Annotated in this window: 22 protein-coding genes; 9 read left to right on the top strand and 13 right to left on the bottom strand. The window is 46.9% G+C overall.

From position 1 onward, the window contains the following. Positions 1-38: 38 nt before the first annotated feature. From KIO97_RS06410 to sctW, 7 genes are read right to left on the bottom strand one after another with little or no spacing between them, the layout of a single operon-like run. Positions 39-452 (bottom strand): LcrR family type III secretion system chaperone, encoded by a 414-nt coding sequence (locus KIO97_RS06410; RefSeq protein ID WP_285381567.1) that lies wholly within the window; start codon positions 450-452, stop codon positions 39-41. Next, positions 452-2,578, bottom strand: a complete 2,127-nt coding sequence (vcrD, locus tag KIO97_RS06405; protein ID WP_285381565.1) for a SctV family type III secretion system export apparatus subunit VcrD — start codon at positions 2,576-2,578, stop codon at positions 452-454. Before vcrD ends, KIO97_RS06410 begins: the two co-directional genes overlap by 1 nt. Continuing rightward, positions 2,562-2,900, bottom strand: a complete 339-nt coding sequence (gene vscY, locus KIO97_RS06400) for a type III secretion system chaperone VscY (RefSeq protein WP_285381563.1) — start codon at positions 2,898-2,900, stop codon at positions 2,562-2,564. The genes vcrD and vscY overlap by 17 nt, the downstream gene beginning before the upstream one ends. A 5-nt stretch (positions 2,901-2,905) precedes the next feature. Beyond that, positions 2,906-3,283, bottom strand: a complete 378-nt coding sequence (gene vscX / locus KIO97_RS06395) for a type III secretion system protein VscX (protein ID WP_005426245.1) — start codon at positions 3,281-3,283, stop codon at positions 2,906-2,908. After that, positions 3,280-3,654: a type III secretion chaperone SycN gene (gene sycN, locus KIO97_RS06390; RefSeq protein WP_005426085.1), complete on the bottom strand. Its 375-nt coding sequence runs from the start codon at positions 3,652-3,654 to the stop codon at positions 3,280-3,282. The genes vscX and sycN overlap by 4 nt, the downstream gene beginning before the upstream one ends. Continuing rightward, positions 3,641-3,925 (bottom strand): TyeA family type III secretion system gatekeeper subunit, encoded by a 285-nt coding sequence (locus KIO97_RS06385; protein ID WP_285381561.1) that lies wholly within the window; start codon positions 3,923-3,925, stop codon positions 3,641-3,643. Before KIO97_RS06385 ends, sycN begins: the two co-directional genes overlap by 14 nt. Continuing rightward, entirely contained in the window at positions 3,906-4,799 is an 894-nt protein-coding gene (sctW, locus tag KIO97_RS06380; protein WP_012127547.1) for a type III secretion system gatekeeper subunit SctW, read from the bottom strand. The genes KIO97_RS06385 and sctW overlap by 20 nt, the downstream gene beginning before the upstream one ends. A 186-nt stretch (positions 4,800-4,985) precedes the next feature. Between sctW and vscN the strand changes: the two genes are divergently transcribed. Genes vscN through sctU form a run of 8 tightly spaced genes read left to right on the top strand, consistent with a single transcriptional unit; the run spans position 4,986 to position 11,885 of the window. After that, on the top strand, positions 4,986-6,308 hold the full coding sequence (vscN, locus tag KIO97_RS06375) for a SctN family type III secretion system ATPase VscN (RefSeq protein ID WP_285381559.1): 1,323 nt from the start codon (positions 4,986-4,988) through the stop codon (positions 6,306-6,308). After that, positions 6,305-6,766 carry a YscO family type III secretion system apparatus protein gene (locus KIO97_RS06370; protein ID WP_285381557.1) on the top strand — a complete coding sequence of 154 codons (462 nt, stop codon included), beginning with the start codon at positions 6,305-6,307 and terminating at the stop codon, positions 6,764-6,766. The genes vscN and KIO97_RS06370 overlap by 4 nt, the downstream gene beginning before the upstream one ends. Positions 6,767-6,775: 9 nt before the next feature. Next, the gene (locus KIO97_RS06365; protein ID WP_285381555.1) at positions 6,776-8,146 is read left to right on the top strand and encodes a type III secretion system needle length determinant; all 1,371 of its coding nucleotides are present in this window, start codon (positions 6,776-6,778) and stop codon (positions 8,144-8,146) included. Beyond that, positions 8,146-9,111 carry a type III secretion system cytoplasmic ring protein SctQ gene (sctQ, locus tag KIO97_RS06360; RefSeq protein WP_005426297.1) on the top strand — a complete coding sequence of 322 codons (966 nt, stop codon included), beginning with the start codon at positions 8,146-8,148 and terminating at the stop codon, positions 9,109-9,111. Before KIO97_RS06365 ends, sctQ begins: the two co-directional genes overlap by 1 nt. Beyond that, the gene (gene vscR / locus KIO97_RS06355) at positions 9,108-9,758 is read left to right on the top strand and encodes a SctR family type III secretion system export apparatus subunit VscR (protein WP_005426130.1); all 651 of its coding nucleotides are present in this window, start codon (positions 9,108-9,110) and stop codon (positions 9,756-9,758) included. Before sctQ ends, vscR begins: the two co-directional genes overlap by 4 nt. Positions 9,759-9,771: 13 nt before the next feature. After that, positions 9,772-10,038 (top strand): SctS family type III secretion system export apparatus subunit VscS, encoded by a 267-nt coding sequence (vscS, locus tag KIO97_RS06350; protein WP_005426136.1) that lies wholly within the window; start codon positions 9,772-9,774, stop codon positions 10,036-10,038. Beyond that, positions 10,035-10,817: a type III secretion system export apparatus subunit SctT gene (sctT, locus tag KIO97_RS06345; RefSeq protein WP_005426270.1), complete on the top strand. Its 783-nt coding sequence runs from the start codon at positions 10,035-10,037 to the stop codon at positions 10,815-10,817. Before vscS ends, sctT begins: the two co-directional genes overlap by 4 nt. Positions 10,818-10,835: 18 nt before the next feature. Further along, complete coding sequence (gene sctU, locus KIO97_RS06340) at positions 10,836-11,885, top strand: type III secretion system export apparatus subunit SctU (RefSeq protein WP_005426254.1); 1,050 nt, start codon at positions 10,836-10,838, stop codon at positions 11,883-11,885. A 117-nt stretch (positions 11,886-12,002) separates the two neighbouring features. Here the strand turns inward: sctU and KIO97_RS06335 are convergent, their stop codons facing one another. After that, positions 12,003-12,920: a LysR family transcriptional regulator gene (locus KIO97_RS06335; protein ID WP_285381553.1), complete on the bottom strand. Its 918-nt coding sequence runs from the start codon at positions 12,918-12,920 to the stop codon at positions 12,003-12,005. 110 nt (positions 12,921-13,030) lie between these two features. Here KIO97_RS06335 and KIO97_RS06330 point away from each other — a divergent pair, with 110 nt between their 5' ends. Further along, positions 13,031-13,957 carry an alpha/beta hydrolase gene (locus KIO97_RS06330; protein WP_285381551.1) on the top strand — a complete coding sequence of 309 codons (927 nt, stop codon included), beginning with the start codon at positions 13,031-13,033 and terminating at the stop codon, positions 13,955-13,957. 140 nt (positions 13,958-14,097) lie between these two features. On the opposite strand, the gene KIO97_RS06325 is transcribed toward KIO97_RS06330, so the two are convergent. The 5 genes from KIO97_RS06325 to KIO97_RS06305 all read right to left on the bottom strand — a co-directional run bounded on the left by KIO97_RS06325 (position 14,098) and on the right by KIO97_RS06305 (position 21,171). After that, positions 14,098-15,576, bottom strand: coding sequence for a CesT family type III secretion system chaperone (locus KIO97_RS06325; protein WP_285381549.1), 1,479 nt, complete (start codon positions 15,574-15,576; stop codon positions 14,098-14,100). Positions 15,577-15,587: 11 nt separating this feature from the next. Beyond that, positions 15,588-16,046 carry a CesT family type III secretion system chaperone gene (locus tag KIO97_RS06320; protein ID WP_285381547.1) on the bottom strand — a complete coding sequence of 153 codons (459 nt, stop codon included), beginning with the start codon at positions 16,044-16,046 and terminating at the stop codon, positions 15,588-15,590. Between the two features lie 341 nt (positions 16,047-16,387). Further along, positions 16,388-17,548 carry a VopS family T3SS effector adenosine monophosphate-protein transferase gene (locus tag KIO97_RS06315; RefSeq protein ID WP_285381545.1) on the bottom strand — a complete coding sequence of 387 codons (1,161 nt, stop codon included), beginning with the start codon at positions 17,546-17,548 and terminating at the stop codon, positions 16,388-16,390. 3 nt (positions 17,549-17,551) lie between these two features. Continuing rightward, complete coding sequence (locus KIO97_RS06310) at positions 17,552-17,989, bottom strand: CesT family type III secretion system chaperone (RefSeq protein WP_285381544.1); 438 nt, start codon at positions 17,987-17,989, stop codon at positions 17,552-17,554. Between the two features lie 278 nt (positions 17,990-18,267). Continuing rightward, positions 18,268-21,171, bottom strand: a complete 2,904-nt coding sequence (locus KIO97_RS06305) for an ADP-ribosyltransferase (RefSeq protein ID WP_285381543.1) — start codon at positions 21,169-21,171, stop codon at positions 18,268-18,270. Position 21,172 lies beyond the last annotated feature (1 nt).

The raw sequence follows: 21,172 nt of genomic DNA, 5'->3' as shown, positions 1-21,172 counted from the left end.
AGCATCTCTGGGATGCTGTCAGTAACAGTCGAGAGTTTTTACTTTTTTCTCTTTTTAAGTGGGCGGTAATCACTGAGGCGCAAGAAGTACCAATCTTCTTGTTCATCATGGCTCGCGCCGCAGGCTCGTAAGTAGAATTGTGCTAACCGCTGGCTGCTCATGTTGCTACCTCGCAATACATCAACGTTGCCACGAATAGCCCAGTCGGGCGGGTACAAGCGGATGGCATGTTCTGCGAGCATAAATAGCGCGGAGAAAGGGTTGCTTAGGCCTTGGTTTGGGCTGATTCTTCGCAGTAATACGATGATGATTTCGCCCTCTTCGACACGGAAGACCAGCTCCATCCCATCACATTCATAACGATGACCAAGTAAGATGGTACTTTTCTGCCAAAAGTAGGGCGTCACTTCGAAACCTGACGCCACTAGAGACTGAGTGAGAAGGCATTCCATCACATACCTACCCTGCCAAGCGGTTGAATATTGATTTGTTGCGTCAGCTCTTGGAACGATAAAACCGGCAACTCGTAGTATTCAGATTCAATCAGTTTGCGTACGTAACGACGCACGTCCATCGACACCACCAGCACAGGCTTATTTGGCATACGGCTTAAATCACCAATGGTTTGCTTAACGTCGCTGACAAATTGCTGAGTGACAGAAGGGTCAAGCGCCAAGTAACTGCCCGCAGAAGTCTGACGAATGCCGTTACGGATCGTATCCTCCAAACTCTGATCCAACAGATAGGCTGGCAGCATGTTTTGACCACTGGCGTACTTGTAACAGATATAGCGTTTCAAGCTTGAACGGATATATTCCGTCAGCTGTACCACGTCTTTCTCTTTCTGGCCCCACTCAACCATGGCTTCTAAAATCACTCGTAAATTACGAATAGAAATGTCTTCAGAAACCAAACGCTGCAGGATTTCCGTCATCTTTTGCAAAGGCACAATACGTTGCGCTTCTTTTACTAGCTCGGAATAACTGCCTTCCATTTGCTCAAGCAGATAGCGGGTCTCTTGAATACCGATAAAGTCTTGCGCGTACTCTTTCAAAACGTGAGACAAGTGATAAGTCAGAATGCGATCGGGGGTTAAAAAGCCCACGTGACTGTTTTGCAGTTTTTCGTGATGACTTTGAGCAACCCAAATGCTCGTAATACCCGGCAGAAAGTCGTCGTCTTTTTCGTAAGGTACGCCCAGTAAATCAATCTGTTCATTACCTTCGGTCACCAACAGTTTTTCGCTTTCAATTCGTCCGCGAGCTACTGGCACTTCTTGCAATTGAATCAAGTACTCGCCGTTACTCATTCCTTCGTTGAAGCGTAAGTGAATACCGGGGAACGGCACACCGAGATCGAGATAAAGCGCGCGCCTGACTCGTGCAAGCTCATCGTTCAGAGCCACGGCTTCTAAACTCTCTTGTAAGCGAGAATCTAAGTCGATGAGCAGCGGTACTGTCATCGCAAACTCTTCTTGCTCACCCAGCTTGCCTTTGCTGTTGCGAGATGGCGTCGCTTTATTAGGCTTAGCCGCTGGCGAACCAGCACCTTGGGCGACAAAGCTAGGCAAGTCAGAACTGTCGGATTCGCTTTGTTTTTTCTGTTGGTAAAACAAGAAGAAGCCACCACCGCCAACAATCGCGGCAAGAATCAGGAAGGTAACCTTCGGGAAGCCCGGAATAAGAGCAAACAAGATGAGCAGAACGCCACCAACTAACAAAGCTCTTGGCTGAGCAGTTACCTGACCACCAATATCTGAGCCTAAGTCAGAAGAGTCCTCGTTTGAAACTCGGGTAACGATGATGCCGGCCGTGATAGCGATAAACAGTGCCGGGATCTGCGACACCAGACCATCACCGACGGTCAGGATCGCAAACAGCTCAAGTGCCTCAGAGGCTGACATCCCCTTTTGAGTCACACCGATGGTGACACCACCGAGAATGTTTACCACGATGATAATCAGGCCCGCGATTGAGTCGCCTTTCACGAACTTCATCGCACCGTCCATCGAGCCATACATTTGGCTTTCTTTTTCTATCAATGAACGGCGGTGACGCGCCTCATGAACATCAATAACCCCAGCGCGCATATCGCCGTCGATACTCATCTGCTTACCCGGCATCGCATCAAGAGAGAATCGAGCGCTGACTTCCGCAACCCTTTCAGAGCCTTTGGTGATCACCATAAATTGAACAATGGTGATGATCAGGAAAACAACAATACCGACCACCAAGTTACCGCCGACCACGAAGTTACCAAAGGTGTATACGATCTGACCTGCATCGCCTTGCAGCAGGATAAGGCGCGTTGTCGTAATAGAAAGCGACAAGCGAAACAAAGTAGTGATCAAAAGCACGGCAGGGAATGCAGAGAATTCTAGCGGTGTGGTGATGTAGATAGCCAACATCAATAAGACGACCGCAATACTCATGTTGGTACCGATCAAAACGTCCACTAGTGCCGTCGGTAGAGGCAAGATCATCATAAAGACGATCGCAAGTAGCATCACGGCAAGCATGATGTCTTTACGCTGTCCGGCTTTGTTTAGAATATCGATCAACTTATTCATTTGATTCACTATTTAGAGATTGTAGATAACGTCGATGTGCGTGGCGGGCACCTTCAACATCCTGTTGTTTCCAGCGAGCTTGGCTTAGGCAAAACCACAAACCGGCTTTATTTGAATGTTCGGTTTTCAATAAGCTTTCACACAGGTCGATTGAACGTGTGTATCGACCTGAATTCAGGCATGCTACTGCTAATGTTTGGCGAGCTTCTTGATGCTGAGGTTCGATTTCCAGCAGTGCATCAAGCAAGGTAATCGCTTGTTCCGGCTTTTGATATTGAACTTGGAGTGCAGCGTGGATAAGCAACAGCTCCACGTCTTTCGTTTGCAACATGGGGCTTAAACCTGAATCAGTAGATTCAACGCCATGGTGAGATAACGTTGGTCTAATTGGGTACTTTGCAGTGTTTCCAGTGCCTGATTGAGCGCATGCGAACCATTTTTCTGCGCCAATTCCTGAAGCCGCTGCTGAGTGGTATCAAACTGTTGACGGTATTTGTCTGGGCGAAGTAGCTCCGAATGCGTCAACTTTGGCTTGGCCAGTGACATCAAGTACTGCTCAGAGGGACGAAGCTCGTACAGCTTCTCTAGGTGCGTCGCGATGGCTTGACCATCAGGCAACAGTTGAAAACGCTGTGGGAAGTCGTTTTCAACTTGCTCAAGCGAAACGTGAGTAAAGCCTTCAATACCAACGTTTAACGTACTAATACGACTCATGAATCCGCCACATCTTTATGTAAACGAACCAGTAGAGCGAACGCTTGCTCGATGGTTGGCAAGGTCACTTCATCCCCTTCAATTTGTGCAGAGAAGACCAGTGTCTGTTCATCCAGTAACCCGGTCTTAATAAGGAATGGCCAACCTTGACCTGCATGGCAAAAACTCAACGCCTTTTTAATCGGCTCATTCGACTGGTGCCAAGGCAGCGGTTTCGCCAGCATAAGAAACAGGCAGTCCTGATGCTTCTCGATATGCAGAGTGCCGCTTTGCTCAAAGCTCAGTTGAACACGTCCTGCGGACGAGAAGTCCACCGCTTCAAGCCCCATTCCTCGGCAAAAATCATCCACTGACGCATCAATCCAGTTCATCGTCCCACATTTCCTCTTCTTCTAAATCAATCGCTTCATCAAGCGCTTTTTGCACAGCTTGTATTAGGTTTTGTCGCTGTTCTTCATCGTTAAACACATCAATTGGAATATGGCGAATCAGTTTGTGCAGTTCCCTAAAAAAGCTGATTTTTCGCTCCGTGGACGCCAACTCCATGGCGTTCGCTAGATTCCATATCTCGGCACTTCCCACCCAACGCTGTTCAACCAAAGCGATGACGTCTGACATCAAATCAGTAACTTGATAAGCCATAGTTTGCCTGCTGAGGTTTGAACATCTGGTAGAGGTTGCTAACTTGGTCTTGAAGCGTATTCAACGTCTTAAGTTTTTGCATATCGGACATCAGAAGCTGAAGCTTAACGGAGTCAATATTGCTACCTTGAACGCTCAAATCTGCGCTCATGCCCTGCAACATAAAGTCGACCGCCGTGGAGACCTCTTTTGCACCAAAACGCTCAACCACATCCTTATATGCTGAGCCTAAACCTTGGTAGCTATGTACCGTGTCGCGATAGAAACCACGCAATTGGTGCAAACTGCTAAAGCCTTGCTCTTGGCTGTATTCATCCGCGAAGCTTGAAACACGAATTTCAGTATCAATCTGAGCCCAAGAGTCCGGATTCTGCTCAAAGGTCAGAATGGCTTGGTCTATCAGCGCCAATAAGTTCTTACTTTCTGGATTGGCGCCAAGGAACTTTTTCACTGCTTGCAGCGCGAGGTACTGATGGCTCTTCTCTTCAGAGAATCCGTTGAGATACGCCTGTAACTGAGCAATCGTTGATAAGTTGCCGCTTGCCATTTTGGTAGCAAGGTCTTTGATCTTTTGGTTCTTCTCAAGATCAGGCACTTTTCTTAGGTAATCAGAAACCAGCTCATGCGCTTCATTCACGCGAATACTGCCGTCTTTCACTTTGCGTTTCGTGAGATCTTTTTCTGCTTTTTCTGAACCTAACGCCGTCAGCTCTTCCATTGCATCAAACAACGACTGAGTTGCATTGTGTACGCGGACAGTTTCACCTCGATAATTACCATTGACCGAGGCTCCCGTGCGGGAAGACTCAAGGTTACTTCGAATTGGCGCGTCAAATTTGTTGCCCGTTAAAATTTGGCTATTGATAGTGCTCATTGATTTGCACTCCTTCCTACAATATGAGCGAATTATAGGAATTGCATTTTTAATCGGCTGTCAAAATCAGACGTGTTTTTTTAGGGCGTTTTAAGTTTTCTAAAAACTCCCGACCAATAGTCACTATAAATACGGCGCCATCCTTTCTATTCTCCCAGCATCAGTTATTGCGCATGTTTTCTTAAATTGAACGACTTCTCATACATCACCGAAACTCAACAATCGGCCATCAAGCAAACGCGTTTGATCCAAATCCGCGGTCGCGTGACTCAAGTGACTGGCACCATCATCAAAGCCGTTGTGCCTGGTGTTCGTGTCGGCGAGCTTTGTGAGCTACGAAATCCCGATCAAACCTTGTCGCTGCTTGCGGAAGTGGTGGGTTTTCAGCAACACCATGCGTTGCTCACCCCACTTGGCAACATGTTTGGTATTTCCTCCAATACCGAAGTGAGCCCGCTTGGAAAAATGCACGAAGTCGGCGTTGGCGATCATCTATTAGGGAAGATTCTCGATGGCCTGGGCCGCCCATTCGATGGTTCTCAAAGCACTGAACCGAGCGCTTGGTATCCGGTTTATCGTGATGCGCCGCCACCAATGCAGAGAAAACTGATTGAAAAGCCGATTTCGATGGGCGTGCGTTCTATCGACGGATTGCTCACCTGTGGTGAAGGACAAAGGATGGGCATTTTTGCTGCGGCTGGCGGAGGTAAAAGTACCCTGCTCGCCAAGCTTATTCGCTCTGCCGATGTCGATGTAACCGTGCTTGCCCTCATCGGTGAAAGGGGCCGTGAAGTAAGAGAATTTATCGAACACGACCTTGGCGAAGAAGGCATGGCAAGGTCAGTACTTGTTGTCGCAACCTCAGACAGGCCAGCAATGGAACGTGCCAAAGCGGCGTTCGTGGCGACTTCCATCGCGGAGTACTTCCGCGACCAAGGTAAGCGTGTTCTGCTGCTGATGGATTCGGTGACGCGTTTTGCCCGAGCTCAACGTGAAATCGGCTTGGCAGCTGGCGAGCCACCAACACGACGAGGCTATCCGCCTTCTGTTTTTGCCGCACTACCAAAACTGATGGAACGTGCAGGCCAATCAGACAAAGGCTCCATCACCGCGCTGTATACCGTACTTGTGGAAGGTGACGATATGACTGAGCCAGTGGCCGATGAGACCCGTTCGATACTCGATGGTCACATCATTCTTTCTCGCAAACTGGCGGCGATGAACCACTATCCAGCCATTGATGTGCTTCGCTCGGCCAGCCGTCTGATGAATCAAATCGTCGATAAAACTCATCAAGCGTCCGCGGCTCACATGCGTGAAATGCTGGCCAAATATGAAGAAGTCGAACTGCTGATAAAAATTGGTGAGTACCAACACGGCGCCGACAGTCGCGCGGATATGGCCATCGCACAGGGAGATGATATCCGAGCGTTCTTACGCCAAGGCACGCACGAGCCAAGTGAACTCGAAGAGACCGTCACACAGCTACGTGGGCTTGCAGGCTTATGATCGAGCAATTGCTAGAGATAAAAAAAATTCGTGCCGACCGTGCCGATCGCGCGGTTCAGCAACAAGAGTATCGAGTCAATAACGCACGAGCCTCACTCCGAAAGGCGGAACAGTCTGTCGTTGATTATCGTCAATGGCGCGAAGAGGAAGAAGAACGGCGCTTTGCAAAAGCCAAACAGAAAACCGTCATTCTAAAAGAACTTGAAATATTGCGGCAAGAAATCGCACTGTTAAGGGAAAGAGAGGCCGATTTAAAACAACGAGCCGCAGAAGAAAAAAAGGCATTAGAACAAGAGAACCAGCGACTCAAGGAAAGAAAGCAAGAAGCTCTGGCCGCCCATAAAACCAAAGAAAAATTCATTCAATTAAACGAACAAGAAATCGCTGAGCAAGCACGCCAAGTGCAGTATCAAGAAGAGCTCGAACAAGAAGAGTTCCGCAGCGTTGTTGTTTCATAGAAGGTAAAGATGCGAGTCAAAAACGATCATCCAAACACAACTGAACGTCCGCAGCAGGTTCAACAGAGGCCGGTCAACCAAGTCTCAGAAGAGCTTGAATCTCGCTTTAATAATGCGCTTAAGCCAACGCAAGCAGAAAGCGAACATGAGTCAGAGACTTCTCGTTTATTCGCTGCTGTATTGAACGCAGACAAGCTCGATAGCATGAAGCACAAAGGCAAGGCCAGCAGTGCTATTCCTGAGGCGGGGAAAGAGCAGCTCGAGGGTGGCCAAGAGCACCCTGAAAACTTAAAAGATCAACCTGCTAATGAGAAGTCAGACGCTGGTTTGCCCCCAGAAAAGCCAAGTCACAATCTCTCAGAAAGAGAGACCCTGCAGGTATTGGACAACAAAGATAAAAACGAAGAGAGCTATAGCGAGACTTCAGAGCGCCCTGCGAAAGAGCCACATTCAGATACTGCAAAACCCGTAAAGCCAAACTCTCTAATCGAGCAGTCGGTAGGAAGTAAAGAAACGGATAAATCACAGCCGTTGGGTTCTAACTCTGCGGCAGAAAAAGACTCGAACAATAAGCAAGTCAGCTCGGCAAGCACGGCACCATTAGATAATGGTTCGTCTCGTGATCCTAAAATACCGATGACCAGCTTGCCTAACGCTCTAAAGGATCAGGTATTACCGATTCAGACTGACCAAGCTAATCTGCGTAACAAAACCAATCTACGGAACAAAACTGAGCCATCAACCGTGCAGAGTGTGCTGCAAGGCCAACTGCATAAGTTAGATGCAGCAGCTCATAAACTCGACCCTGCGGCAAAAGACGCTGCTGCTATTGTGGACTCGAAAATTGTCGACTCGAAAGCCGCATTGTCCGCGCTTGAAGAGAAGGTTAAAGCAGTGAAGCACATCGAACTGCGTCATCCAAGTTCAGAGTCGGACGCTAAGCTTCACCCGATGGCCAACCTAAGCCAATCAACAGCGCAAGGCGACATCATCCTGAAAAACGTAGAGACACACGCGCCCCAGAACAGAGCTCAAGACGTAAACGAATTGATTAATAAGTTGGTCGACAAGATCTACGTGTCTCTTCCTTCAGCAAACGAAAAAGAAGTTCGCCTGCTTCTGAATGAAGGCCAATTAAAAGGTGGCGAGATCTCCATCAAGCAAGACAGTTCTGGCTACAGCGTGCTGATTAAGCAAGAGCATGCTCTTTCGCTGATCAACCAGACGGCTAAGCAAGAGTTGACCGAGCGTCTGCAACGTTTAGGCATCGACCAACCGATTCGGATCGCAGTCAGCGAACAGATGAACCAACAACAAGACCAACAACGCTCGCGACAACAACGCAGCATTTACGATGAATGGAAGCCTGAGGACGAATGATGATATTAGATTTCCCAAAGGTCGAGCCTTCAAGCATTGCGCTAAGTAATCAACTGTGCGCAAAACAGTGTCACTTTCAAGATAGTCAGAGCAATAGCTTATCGGTCACGCTTGGCCAAAAGCCGGAGTTTTCTGGCTACCGTTTAACACTACTCATTGGTGGACAAACCATTCAAATCGATTTCAGCGGTGCGCAATTACAGCAATGGTTGCATGGCATTCTTGACTCGACGGCATTTGAATCACTGCCAAACTCTTTGCAATTGGCGTTGCTCAGTAGCCAAATTGAGCCCTACACCGACATGATTAAGCGCTTATTTGGACAACTTCCGGTATTAAGCAAGCTGCAAGTTCATGAGCAGCCCGCATCAGAAGAAAACGTGTTGATGCTCACCATCAATCGCGATGATGTCTCTCTTAGCCTGTGGGTCCATGAAGGTCGGGATGTGTTGATTGACACTCTGCCACAAGCACCCTCTTACCTGAGCCAAAACATCGCACTGCCCTTCTGGTTGAGCTTTGGCAAAACACGTTTGGCACTCAGTCAATTTGAGCAGCTTGAACTGGGCGACGTGGTGTTTTTTGACGATTGCTACATCGCGCAACACCAAGTGCTGCTTCAGGTCTCCAATCACAACCTTTGGCGATGCCAACTCGACAATACGACACTCCATATCCAAGAAAAAGAAACCAATATGAACGATATCAACAGCTCTGAAGCACTGACCGACCACCAGCAATTGCCAATTGAACTGACTTTCGATGTTGGTCAGCAAACCATTACTTTGGAACAGCTTAACGCGCTGCAACCGGGTTTTACCTTTGAGCTTAACCAGCCAATTTCTAACCCAGTCACCATGCGAGCAAACGGCAAAATCATTGGTGAATGCGAACTAGTGAACATTAATGAACGCTTGGGTGTCCGCGTTCTCGAACTGTTTGGCGGCAGTCAGGAGCCAGCATGATCCAGTTACCTGATGAACTGAACCTCATCGTTACACTCGCCCTTCTTGCTTTGATTCCTTTCATTGCAATGATGGCGACCTCCTTCGTTAAACTGGCCGTGGTTTTCTCTCTGCTAAGAAACGCATTAGGTGTACAACAAATTCCACCCAATATGGCCTTGTACGGATTGGCGATCATTCTGTCGATCTTCATCATGGCACCAGTGGGTTTTGAAACCTATGACTACGTGACGCAGCATGAAATATCCCTAGAAGATTCCGAGAGTATCGAAGGACTGATTGAGAGCGGATTGCAGCCGTACCGTGAGTTTTTGAAAAAGCACATCCGTGAAACTGAATCGGTCTTTTTTACCGATGCAGCAAGAACCTTGTGGCCACAAAAGTACGTCGACCGTTTGGAGTCAGACAGCTTATTGTTGTTGCTCCCCGCCTTTACCGTGAGTGAGCTAACGAGAGCGTTTGAGATTGGCTTCCTGTTGTACCTGCCATTCATCGCTATCGATCTGATCGTATCCAACATCTTGCTGGCCATGGGCATGATGATGGTCTCGCCAATGACCATCTCACTGCCATTCAAACTGCTGCTCTTTGTGTTGCTAGACGGTTGGACCAAGTTGACCCATGGCCTAGTGCTCAGTTACGGATAATGAGGAGAGAAGCATGAATCCGGCTGAAATCATCCACTTTACCACTCAGGCTCTAACGCTTGTTCTGTTCTTGTCGCTGCCGCCGATTTTGGTTGCGGCACTGGTCGGTACCTTGGTCTCTCTCGTCCAAGCGCTAACACAAGTACAAGAACAGACGTTAGGCTTTGTCGTCAAACTGATCGCCGTCATCATAACCCTATTTGTTACCACACAATGGCTGGGCGCCGAACTGCATTCATTTGCTACCTTGACCTTGGATAAAATCCCGCAAATACGATGAGTTACGATGATTTGCACCAAGCCCTGTTCCTATACAGCTTGACGCTCCCTAGGTTAATGGCTTGCTTTATATTTTTGCCGATCTTAAACAAACAAACGCTAGGTGGCACCTTGGTGAGAAATGGTGTTTTGTGTTCGCTTGCGCTGTTTATCTTCCCAATGATCAACCAACAAGACCTGCCCGCAGAAACGGACGGGATTTGGTTGATGGTCATCTTAGGCAAAGAGGTACTATTGGGTATGCTGATTGGCTTTGTTGCAGCAATCCCTTTTTGGGCTATTGAGGCGGCAGGGTTTCTAGTGGATAACCAACGTGGTGCTGCGATGGCAAGTATGTTTAACCCCACTCTCGGCTCCCAGTCAACGCCAACGGCTGTGCTATTGACTCAAACCCTGATCACCTTGTTCTTCTCCGGTGGTGGCTTTGTCGCTTTTATTTATGCGCTGTTTAACAGCTATTCGTCGTGGCCTGTGATTAGTTTTTTCCCAACCGTCACTGAGGAATGGGTGCGCTTTTTCTACGCTCAGTTCGAGCAACTTATGTGGCTTGGCGTTTTGATGTCTGCGCCTTTGGTTTTAGCCATGTTCCTTGCCGAGTTTGGACTCGCGCTGATTAGCCGATTCGCCCCACAGCTGAACGTTTTCTCTTTAGCCATGCCGATCAAAAGTGCCATTGCCAGCGTGCTATTGATTGTTTATTTGGCATTGATGATGGACCACTTTCAAGCCCTTTTCTCTGACATCGTACTGTTCAGAGAACAGCTCAATACCATTTGGTAATAACAGACAGGAAGAGCAATGAGCGGAGAAAAAACAGAACTCCCCACCCCGAAAAAACTTCGGGATGCCCGGCAAAAAGGGCAAGTCGCTAAAAGTCAGGAAGTCGTCTCGTCGGCGTTAATACTAGCCCTAATTGCCGTCTTATTTGCCTTTGCTGACTACTATATGTCGCACATCTCTGCCCTACTTTTGTTGCCGAGTGAGCTGGCTTATCAAGGGTTTCAGGATGCGTTGCTTGACGTAGCCATCGCCATCGCAAAAGAAATGGTTTACTTGCTGGCACCAATCCTGATCGTGGCGGCATTGATCGCCATCATGTCGAACATGGGGCAATTCGGCTTGCTGTTTAGTGGTGAATCCGTCAAACCAGATATCAAAAAGATCAACCCTGTCGAAGGGGCAAAACGAATTTTCTCACTAAAAAGCATCATTGAGTTTATTAAATCGATTCTTAAAGTGTCGCTGCTTTCCTGCATTATTTGGGTCACTCTGCGGGGCAACTTAAATACGCTACTGCAAATCCCGACATGCGGATTAGAGTGTGTACCGACCATCACCGGCGTATTGGTGAAACAACTCATGATCATCTCTTCCGTCGGCTTTATTGTGATTGCAGCTGCCGATTACGCATACCAAAAATTCGACCACACCAAGCAACTGAAGATGACTAAAGACGAGGTCAAACGCGAATATAAAGAGATGGAAGGCAGCCCGGAAATCAAGAGTAAGCGTCGTCAGTTGCACCAAGAGCTGCAAGCTTCGAACCAAAGAGATAACGTTAAACGTTCGAATGTGTTGGTCACAAACCCAACCCACATCGCGATTGGTTTGTACTACAAAAAGGGCGAAACACCGCTGCCTGTGATAACCCTTAAAGAAACCGATGCGATGGCAAAACGTATGATCGCGATAGCCCACGAAGAAGGCATCCCTGTGATGCAAAAAGTACCACTCGCACGTGCTCTTTATGCCGATGGTCAGTTAAACCAGTACATTCCTGGCGATCTTATTGAAGCCACCGCTGAGATCCTGCGTTGGGTTGCGTCTCTTGAGCAGTCTGAGGAATAGCGAGTATAACTCGCTCACAATCATGTGCGTCATACTCAGAGAGCACACAGTACAAAAAAGAACTGTGTGCTAGCAAAGTAGAATGGAATCGATAGATCTAAGCGGTTCAGAAAGCGATTATGCATCTTCTGAAGAGTTAAGGTTTCTAAGCTGTCGTTCAATGAAATCAGTACACATTTTGACATTGAGCGGAGGCGTTTTTGCGTAATTATGAACAGCATAAATAGGAATCTTGGGAAGCGTATACCCAGGGAAAATGTTCTCTAATTCTCCTTTGCGTCTGAGGCTTTCGAACATAAATTCAGGAATTAATGCCATACCGGCTCCCGCTTTGACCATAGAGATAACCGAATGGACCGAATCATTAAAGCGATTCGCTTCCAGCGACACTTCTATTCGCTCACCACTGGACGAGTGTTGTAAAGTATATCGAATAGATTTCCCCTCCCAGATATTCGCCACATAATCGCAGGCGAGCAAATGAGACGGATCCTTAATAAGTTTCGCGATGCTGAGATCATGATTCTGAATATATGAAGGGCTTGCACAAAGCACTTTCTTTAAACTACCTATCCTTCTTTGTCTGTACTCACTTGATGGCAGCTCACCGACATGAATCGCGAGATCAGCCGCCGTTTCAAATAAGTCCACGCTGCCGTCATTGGCTAGAATCGTAGGAACCAATTCAGAGTAGATACTGACTAAATGCCCCACTGCCGGTGATATCACTGGCTCGATCAACGCGTGAGGTGAACTAATCTTAACCATTCCTTTTGGCTCAACTTGGCTGATCCTTGCCATATCCCATGCCTCATCAACAAGCTCGCTAATCTTTTTACACCGCTCAAAAAACTCTATTCCCATAGGCGTAAGTAATTGTTGGCGAGTAGAACGCTTGAGTAACAAAACACCTAACGCCTCCTCCAAAGCTCTCAAATGTTGACTAACAACGGATTTACCCACCCCTAATTCGCGTGCAGCCGCAGTAATAGATCCCGTCTCCACAACTCTCGTGAAGATGATCATATGACGCATATACTTGTTCATAGTTTATAAAAATTAAACAGTCCGTACCAAATTACCCATCTTTTTCACTCCAATAAAATCATTAATAATGCCCTAAAGCAACCAAAGAGGACGAAATAGTGAACAAAACAAGAATAAGCTCAATTGCACAATACTTCTCACGAGAGATAGCAGATGAACAATACAATCCGACGTTATGGACCAATAGATTACCCACGGATGATTTGTTACCGAAACACATAGAATTTACCAGCCAACAAAGTGAGCGTTATCGAACAAACCTGGAAACAGGACTTACCGAAATGGCATATGGAGAAGGCGAGTTTTCTGGAAAAATAGATACCTATAAGCCAAAGGGGATTGCCAAAGATGCGCCTATGGTTATCTACATTCATGGCGGGTGGTGGCAATGGTTTTCAAAAGAACAATTTGGGTTTATCGCGAAGCCTTTCAATCAAAATGGCTTTACGGTTTACATGCCAAGTTACCGAATGGCTCAAGACTGGACAAACGGTGCGCCAATGGAGTCCATCCTTAAACAGATGCAGCTTGCCGTTAAAGAAATCTTATCACTCGCAGTCGAAAATAATTCTCCCGCAGTCTACCTCGTAGGCCACTCGGCTGGCGGCCAACTTGTATCCATGCTCCATAAAACAGATTGGGAACAATTTGGAGTAGAAGCAGAAGGCAAACAGAAACTCAAAGATGTTTTTTCAATCGCTGGCCTTTTTGATATTCGACCACTTGTGAACAGCTTCGTGAACGATAACATTCAGATGACCAATGAATCATCGGAGAAGGTGAGTCCACTGCTTAATGATTTTCCTTCAGAAGAGAAACTGGCGCCGTTGCACTTGATTGTTCCAGAGCTGGACACGCCTGAGTTCTTCCGACAAACAAAGGAATACCACGCCAACGTGCTTGATGCTAAGCAAGAGTGTCGCATTTACCTCGCTCGAAAAAGAGACCACCTTGATGTAATCGAGAACCTCATTAACGACAACGATGACGTACTCAACTATATGCTTGAGAATATGAAAAACTAAAGGTTGGTACTTTAATAAACCTCTAAGAATTGGTTTACGCATACCAACTTAGCTTTAATGGGAGCATTAGAGAAAATGCTCCCTTTTGCTTTTCTTCTTAATTAGGATTTCACCGCGAGCTTTCTTTTAAACTCAACGGATTAAATCCAGCCTTCTGCTAAGTACATCAATCTTAACTGGCTTGGTGAGCCTAGCTTCTCTAACGCTGACAGTTGCCCTTCACTCAGGTTCGGGCTTTTATCTAAGTACACGCGTCCGTTCGCTGCATCAAGAGGTAGTTTGTAGGTCAAAGTCTTATTGATGTCCTGTGCCTTACCTTGATCAATGGCTCGGACTGCTGGCATCAACCAGTCCCAATCTTCACTGAGCAGTTTCTTAAACGCACCATTCACCACCGATTCAGTTTGACTTGGAGCATCTTCCACACTCAGTTTAAGCATAGGATCTACATCTGGTACTAAATGCTCGCTAGCATCTGAGCCCAGCATCTTCTTAAGAGTCAAACGCGCTGTTTCCATTTCCTGTGCTTCTTTCGGCGCCTGAGGAGACGTCATCGACTTGTCCTCTTTTGGGCCTAAATACGCCATCAAAGCACGCACTGACGCGGCATCTTGCATACTAAAGGTAAAATCTCCTTTGCTGTTAGACACTTCAATACGCGGCAGTACACCAGACATAGGATCTTGGCGCAGCACCTCTTGAGCTTCGTTATTCAAACCATATGAGCCCGCTTGACCTGCCACAAAACCAGATCCACTGATTAAGCCAGATGCCGCAGCACTGCCTATTGCTTCTTTTGCAAGAGGGAGCACACCCGCCGTTCCCACAGAGTTAACTCCAAAAGCACCAAGACTGCCTGTCGCCATCCCTAATGTTGCTGTAACAGCGCCTTCAGTCGACAAGGTGGCGTGCCCGTGAGCTAAGGTTTGTTGCATCGGCAAAGCAAGCCTCTGATCACGACCGGGCAGTTGCGCAATTAGATCCAATTGATGATGGTAAGCCTCCGCATCGCCATTTACCGCTGCTTTGTGCAACTCGCGACCTGTCGCCACCAGTAATCCAACGCCCGGCAAGGCAAGGTTAATCGCCGCATTCACACCAGTGCCTTTGAGCTTCTCTTTTGCCATCTCAAGCAGTTCTGCACCAAAACCATCCATTTTCCCTGGATGTTGTTTTTCGAGGCTCACCTGTAAGCGCGGATCGTGACTAATTGAATCAAACGTACCTTTGAGGTTTTCATAAGCGCTACCGTCAATCTTAACCTCTTCTAACAAGTTCACTACTTCAAGGATCTTTCGTTCCGTTAGCGGTTCACCTCGGTATCCTGATGGGCTGACAAGGGAAAAAGCTAACAATGCTGTCTGAGGCTTTTCTTCTTTCAGCAGTGCCTGTTTTAAATCAAGATGAGTCTTAATATTTTCTTGAAAGTACTTTGGGTATTTTGAACGCAGCAAATGTTCACTCACTGCCGCAAACTTTTGCCCTTTATGGAAGGTCGACGGCTCTTTTACCTTGCCACGCTTGCTGATCACTCGGTCATCTTTTTGCGCCGCCACAGAGCGAAATTGATCTAAGCTAGGGACCGGGCTTTGGCTGATTTTATTGGTTGGATTTACCATGGATGAACTCCTTAGACTCGAAGGGTCTGTACGTGAGATGGCTGTGTGTTGGGTAATGGAGTGATGTCTTGGTCTAGCATCGAAAATCGAGCCTGCCAGAGCTGAGCTTGCTCATTGAGCGCATGGAACCAAGTTGACAAACTCGCGGCATCTAAGTGCTCTATTGGCTTCCTGCCAGCAAGAACAAGCTGCCTGCCATTTGGTGCCAGTGACAGGGTTAGCCCCCCCTCTGCAATGGCGAAGTAATTGGCATGAGCTATGAGCTCAAGGCCTTTCACCCTCAGCTCACCACTTTTTTCGAGTCCACCAAAAGCCACGGACAGAATAAGATCGTTGTTATCTGTTGCGCTAAAATAAATAACATAGCGGTCATCAACTAATAATTGACAGCGACCTTCTTCAGAAAAGTTAAGTGGTGGTAGCTCATTTATCTCACAAAACTCATTTAATAGAACTTGTAGTGTATTCATTGCAATTCCCTCTATTTACTCTCTCTAGTAAACCGTAAATAGAGATTTTGCGATGTCGAAATTAGCTTTTATTTTGTTGTTTTCCATTATCTCTCGTGAACTACTGCACAAAATAATAGAAATAAACAATTGAATAAAACCTAGCGGAATGAATATAAAAATCCGTTTTAAACAAGACATTTAAATATAATAACCCATCAATAGGTTTAATTTATTAATTCAAGGAGAAAACATTAAAACCAGTAATAAAAACTTATTACTTTGGTTTAACACTTCAATATTTATATATAACTCACAACGAAAAAGAGCGACTTTCGTCGCTCTAAATATGGAGTGGATATTTACTTAATCCCGTGAAGGCTAAGCTCTGCGCTTAAAGCGAGAGGCGTAAATGAATCGTTTCTCAGCTCAGCAATCGCATACAGCATACGTCCCATACGACCGTTACCATCCGTGAAGCCATGGTAGCCAATCACGCCAGCAAACAACTGCTTACCAAGATCTTTATCTGCCACTGGGTTTTCTTTCAAAAAGCCCTCTATGTGCTGTTTTAGCATGCCTTCACCACCAATGCTTGATGGAAGTGCGCCACCAGCCGTCGCTGGGCCTCGGTAATCTCTTTCAATATTCGGCACCGCTCGCGCATGAAGCTCTTTTAAGTTATCCATGTTCAGCAAGTCTTTATCATTGGCCGCGTACTCTTTAAGAAGCGTGGTAATATTATCAGCATCGTTTCCTTTCGAAGTCGATGCGTTAATGATCCAAGCCGCTGCGCGTTCAAGGTTGTTCGTCGTGCCGGTTTTATTGAACTTATCTTCCGCTAGCGAATCCGCATAGACACCCGAACTCAAGTCTTTGTTTGCCAAACCTTCAATATGTGCTTGTGCCGCTTTTAAGTTCTTAACCTCGGTTTCAAATACAACTTCCAAGCCCATCGCGGTATTTGGGTTGTTCTTCACGCCCATCGCACCGCCACCAAAAGCTTTAACCACTTTGCCAGCTAATGCTTTTGTTGCACCCTCACCAATTTGTGACTTCAAGTCCTGTCCTGATTTCGTATCCAATAGCGCTTCTGACATCGCGCGCTCAGCCAATTGGTTAAGTTCACCACTGTCTGACTTAATCGCCTGAGCATCAAGTCGGCTAAAGGCATTTAACACATCGGCCGGCGTTTTAAGGCTGGCATCTTTAAACAGCATTTGACCGTGCTCAACAGAAGAACTGGTTTGCAAGCGCTGAGCTTGTCCAAGCTCATTATCAAATACCGATTTCGTAATCGCTTTCGCTACTGAGTCTGTGTTGCCTTCTCTAAATAGCTTACCCGTTGCTTCAAAGAATCGAGCGACTGCACTATTACTTGGGTTTGAACGAACAAACTGCTGAGTATCTGCATCGACCTTATATTCCTTGCCACCAACATTGAGTTTACCTTCACTTAGAATCTCATTTCGCGCTTGCGGAAGTGCCGCTTGAAGTGCGCTTACGTTTCCAAAACTGATCATTATTTATACCCTTAATGTGGCAAATTGAGCCGCATCTATTGTCTGTGTTTGTTTCTGTTCTTGCGCCGCTTGCTCCTGCGGGCTTGCTGACAGCTTTAACCAATCAACAAATTGAGCAATCGACGTTTCAAAATATGTCTCGGTTAACATCGTTTGATGAATGTGAATAAAACCGATGTAGCCAGCATCTTCATCCCAACAAACGTAGGGCTCATCTTTTGTTAATGCTGCCTTCATGTGTTTAAAATAAACATCGGGATGTGGTTTATCACCGGAAATTAAACCAATAAGCGTTAGCTTCTCTTCATTTGAGCGAAGTGTAATCGCCACTTCGTTATCCATAATTAAGCGGCAACAACCTTCTTCATCAAATTCCAGCGTTTCTATTTGGCAACGCTTTGCAAAGTCGTTTAGAAGGGTCGATATAAATCCGTTGACCATCTGATTTACATTCCTATTTTTGTATTTATTAGTATTTACATCTCTGCGGTTTAGATAAGCGCAGAGTGTTGGCTGATGGGGTTATTATGCTGAATACAGATGGGTGAATATGCTAGATATGGTCGGCTTTTTTTCATTTTAAGCCGTTTATGATAAGACACATGATGAGAAAAAAGCTCAGCATGGTGTGCTGAGCTTTACTGTTTCAGTCTCAAGCAAGCTAAAACTGTTGAGAGACCTCGAGTTGAATAAACTTACTTAAGTAGTTGAGCATTTGGCTAAACAAAGCCACCAGAGTACATTGGTTTAAAGGCTTCTGTTGCCGCTTTATCCGCATTCGCGGTATTGACGCTTGGTGCACTGGACTCTCGGCTCAATACGACAACCTTGGTTTGCTCTTCCATAGTCGAGGGATTTTTCTTGATATGCTCAATCAAGTCAGCAAGCTCCGCCTCTCCTTTTGGATCGCTTTGACCACTTAGGCCCGCTTCCTCCATCTCTGGCGTCGTTATGCGTATGGTCACATGAGGTTTGCGGCTCCCCGTAGCCACTTCTGCATCGTAAATTCGCTTTTTCATCGCCGTATTGGCTGCAGGCGGGTAACCTTTCTCCAGGTGTAAGGTATAGCTTTGTTCCACAGTAAAAGACGTCCCTGCAGGAACCAAGATTTCTCTCTCACCTTCCGCATTACTGATGGGTTCAATATTCACCCCAAGGTCTGGTGCCGGGTTAATGACCAAAAGCGCACCTTTCGCCATATAACTTTGTGCCACGTCTGGAGCACGCGTTGTACTCATAAAGCCAGGAAACTGAAAACCGGTTCCCTTCTCTAACGCCGCATCGGCAACACTGGTGTGACAGCCGTGCCAGACTTTACCGGAGTATCGTTCAAACATTGGAGAGTCTATCGCAGCCTGTAACATATCCACGTTCTGGCGATACTCTTTCTTCGCCTGCGCTCGCTCAGCAGAACTCGTGTATTGATTACGTTTTAGGAACGATTGAAGACGCATCTCCATTTCACTCTCGTTCTTTGGTGGAGCAAAATCGCCGTAGCCTGGGTTGATAATATTTGCGCCATTCCCTGTATAGAATCGAGTCGTCGCCAGCAGCATCGCGTTAATCAGCGTCGCTTGGTTATTTGCATCATCACCAATGGCTTCTAATACCGCTTGTTGGCGTTCAGCTGGTGTGGCTTTGCTGCTCGCGATATCCTGTAAAAAGGCTAACGCATCTTGGTGATCAGGTTTGTTTTTGAGCACCAACTGAGCATCAAGCATGTTCGACTTATCTACCGTACGAAAGGTTTCCCACACGTCATTACGCTCACCGTAACGAAAAACATTACTTAGCGATCCTTCCTGTGAAGATTCTGCCAACAAAGACGCAGCATTACTGAGAAGCTGTTGGTATTGCGCAGGAGACTTACCCTCCAACCAGTTGCCTAATGCTTTCGCTTTAACACCATCGATAAAGGGTAGCCCTGACGGTTTTCGCTCAGGCAATTCCGGCATGGTTCGCTGCTCGGTATTGTATAACTTCAAGTCATTCATATTTTGCGGAGCGTAGTGAATTTTCTCTGAAGCTAGGCCAAAGGTATCGTCTGCTTCTTGATCACTCTGCGCAGCCTGCGCCAGTACATCAAGATACTCACTCCCAGCATATTGTGATGGGTAGCCTTTCCCTTGAGTCACAGATTGATCGAACTCTTCGACACTCATTTTCACCGGTTCAATCGCGGGTAGATGAACCTCTTGTCCATTTAGTGTGATTGTCTTGGCATCCATACCGGGTAAGTCGATGTCTTGGGTTATCAGCCCCTCGTAAGCACCAAGCCAATTGCCCGTCTCACGTGCTTGCCACGCCATCATGCCATCACTGTCTACTGTCGCAGCGCCGTGATCATTGTGTTCCATTGCATAAGCATCTAGTGCTCCCATGATCTCTGTAAAACTGTGATCACGCGGCTGAATCATCCACCCCAACAGCAAGGCTCGAAAGGCTTGCGCTTCAGAAGCAGGCATTTTGAGAAGGCGTGCCACTTCGTACATAAAAGAGGTGGTACTGGATGGCCCCGCAAACATAGGTAACTTCTTATCCATGTTTTGTTGGCGCCAGTTGACCGAAGTTGGTTTATCGTCGCCAATCGTGGTTAACGTTTTGTCATTGATAACGAAACCACCATAGCCGGACTCATGTTCTGGACGCTCTTTTAAAGCAACAGCGTCGTTGTGATAAGCCGCAGGCTTCATAGCCTCCTGCATTCCTTGAAACTTGAATCCGGTCCCTTTGTGAGGGTCGCCATTTTGACGACTGCCGATAAAGTCATTGCCGGTTTTGTTGCCGAGCACTTCACTTGTATTCCAATCGGCATACTTAAGCCATGCCCAACCGTGGGGCTGGGTGGTGGTCGGCGTCGAGATCTCTGGCTGCGCCCCTTCACCGTGTAAGTGGAAAATGTTCAGCCTTTGGTTTGCTTCCTTAGCATTCAGCAGCGGCTGATTCACAGCATCGCCCATCATCTTAAGTCGTGAAGGATCACGAAATACCCTCAAATGGCTATAAGCTAATGTGGTCAGTACTCGAGCATTGGCTTTTGGGTCCTTGAGTACGCTGTTGAGCTGTTCTGCCCACTTAACGTCATCATCACTCCAGCCGTCCAGAAAACCGATGCCAGCGTCTTCATTTTTCTTTGCTACTGGCACTGAAGGATCTTTCGCTTGAGCGATCGCTACGTTTTCTAGGATCCGACGCAAAAACGATTGAGACATGTACTCAACGGCAGGGCTCTGCAGCAGGTCATTGCCCAAATGGTTAAACTCAAATGCTTGGTTGGCTTCTGCAATCTTTTCCACCGACTGAGCAACTATCTGGTTTTTCACCGCGTCAGAGGTTGTTGGAAACTGCGCATTTACCTTGTCTCGGACTAAATTTTCAATGCTACCTTCATACTGGGCAGCACGCATGATGGCGTGATTAAACTCTTCCTCGGCCTGACGCAATGGGGGCATCGAGACTGGTTGAGTGTTCAGCGGCGGTTGATTGCCGACTAAGGAAACGGAGACCGATGAAACCTGACTTAAAGAGGTATTAGCCGCGGTGCTTGCCGCGCTTAGTGTCTGCTGTGAGGACAGCAAAGCCGCAGTACTTGCCGCGCCGTCTGTTCGAATCGTTGTTTGCATC

It is taken from the genome of Vibrio sp. B181a, from assembly GCF_030248375.1.
Taxonomy (GTDB): Bacteria; Pseudomonadota; Gammaproteobacteria; order Enterobacterales; family Vibrionaceae; genus Vibrio; species Vibrio campbellii.
The sequence above is the reverse complement of the archived record's forward strand: the minus strand, read 5'-3'. Positions and strand labels throughout refer to the sequence as shown.

Coding starts and splice junctions, on each gene's coding strand:
- KIO97_RS06410 (WP_285381567.1), bottom strand. CDS start 452: ATGGAATGCCTTCTCACTCAGTCTCTAGTGGCGTCAGGTTTCGAAGTG.
- vscY (WP_285381563.1), bottom strand. CDS start 2,900: ATGTTGCAAACGAAAGACGTGGAGCTGTTGCTTATCCACGCTGCACTC.
- vscX (WP_005426245.1), bottom strand. CDS start 3,283: ATGAGTCGTATTAGTACGTTAAACGTTGGTATTGAAGGCTTTACTCAC.
- sycN (WP_005426085.1), bottom strand. CDS start 3,654: ATGAACTGGATTGATGCGTCAGTGGATGATTTTTGCCGAGGAATGGGG.
- KIO97_RS06385 (WP_285381561.1), bottom strand. CDS start 3,925: ATGGCTTATCAAGTTACTGATTTGATGTCAGACGTCATCGCTTTGGTT.
- sctW (WP_012127547.1), bottom strand. CDS start 4,799: ATGAGCACTATCAATAGCCAAATTTTAACGGGCAACAAATTTGACGCG.
- KIO97_RS06370 (WP_285381557.1), top strand. CDS start 6,305: ATGATCGAGCAATTGCTAGAGATAAAAAAAATTCGTGCCGACCGTGCC.
- KIO97_RS06365 (WP_285381555.1), top strand. CDS start 6,776: ATGCGAGTCAAAAACGATCATCCAAACACAACTGAACGTCCGCAGCAG.
- sctQ (WP_005426297.1), top strand. CDS start 8,146: ATGATATTAGATTTCCCAAAGGTCGAGCCTTCAAGCATTGCGCTAAGT.
- vscR (WP_005426130.1), top strand. CDS start 9,108: ATGATCCAGTTACCTGATGAACTGAACCTCATCGTTACACTCGCCCTT.
- vscS (WP_005426136.1), top strand. CDS start 9,772: ATGAATCCGGCTGAAATCATCCACTTTACCACTCAGGCTCTAACGCTT.
- sctT (WP_005426270.1), top strand. CDS start 10,035: ATGAGTTACGATGATTTGCACCAAGCCCTGTTCCTATACAGCTTGACG.
- sctU (WP_005426254.1), top strand. CDS start 10,836: ATGAGCGGAGAAAAAACAGAACTCCCCACCCCGAAAAAACTTCGGGAT.
- KIO97_RS06335 (WP_285381553.1), bottom strand. CDS start 12,920: ATGCGTCATATGATCATCTTCACGAGAGTTGTGGAGACGGGATCTATT.
- KIO97_RS06325 (WP_285381549.1), bottom strand. CDS start 15,576: ATGGTAAATCCAACCAATAAAATCAGCCAAAGCCCGGTCCCTAGCTTA.
- KIO97_RS06320 (WP_285381547.1), bottom strand. CDS start 16,046: ATGAATACACTACAAGTTCTATTAAATGAGTTTTGTGAGATAAATGAG.
- KIO97_RS06315 (WP_285381545.1), bottom strand. CDS start 17,548: ATGATCAGTTTTGGAAACGTAAGCGCACTTCAAGCGGCACTTCCGCAA.
- KIO97_RS06310 (WP_285381544.1), bottom strand. CDS start 17,989: ATGGTCAACGGATTTATATCGACCCTTCTAAACGACTTTGCAAAGCGT.
- KIO97_RS06305 (WP_285381543.1), bottom strand. CDS start 21,171: ATGCAAACAACGATTCGAACAGACGGCGCGGCAAGTACTGCGGCTTTG.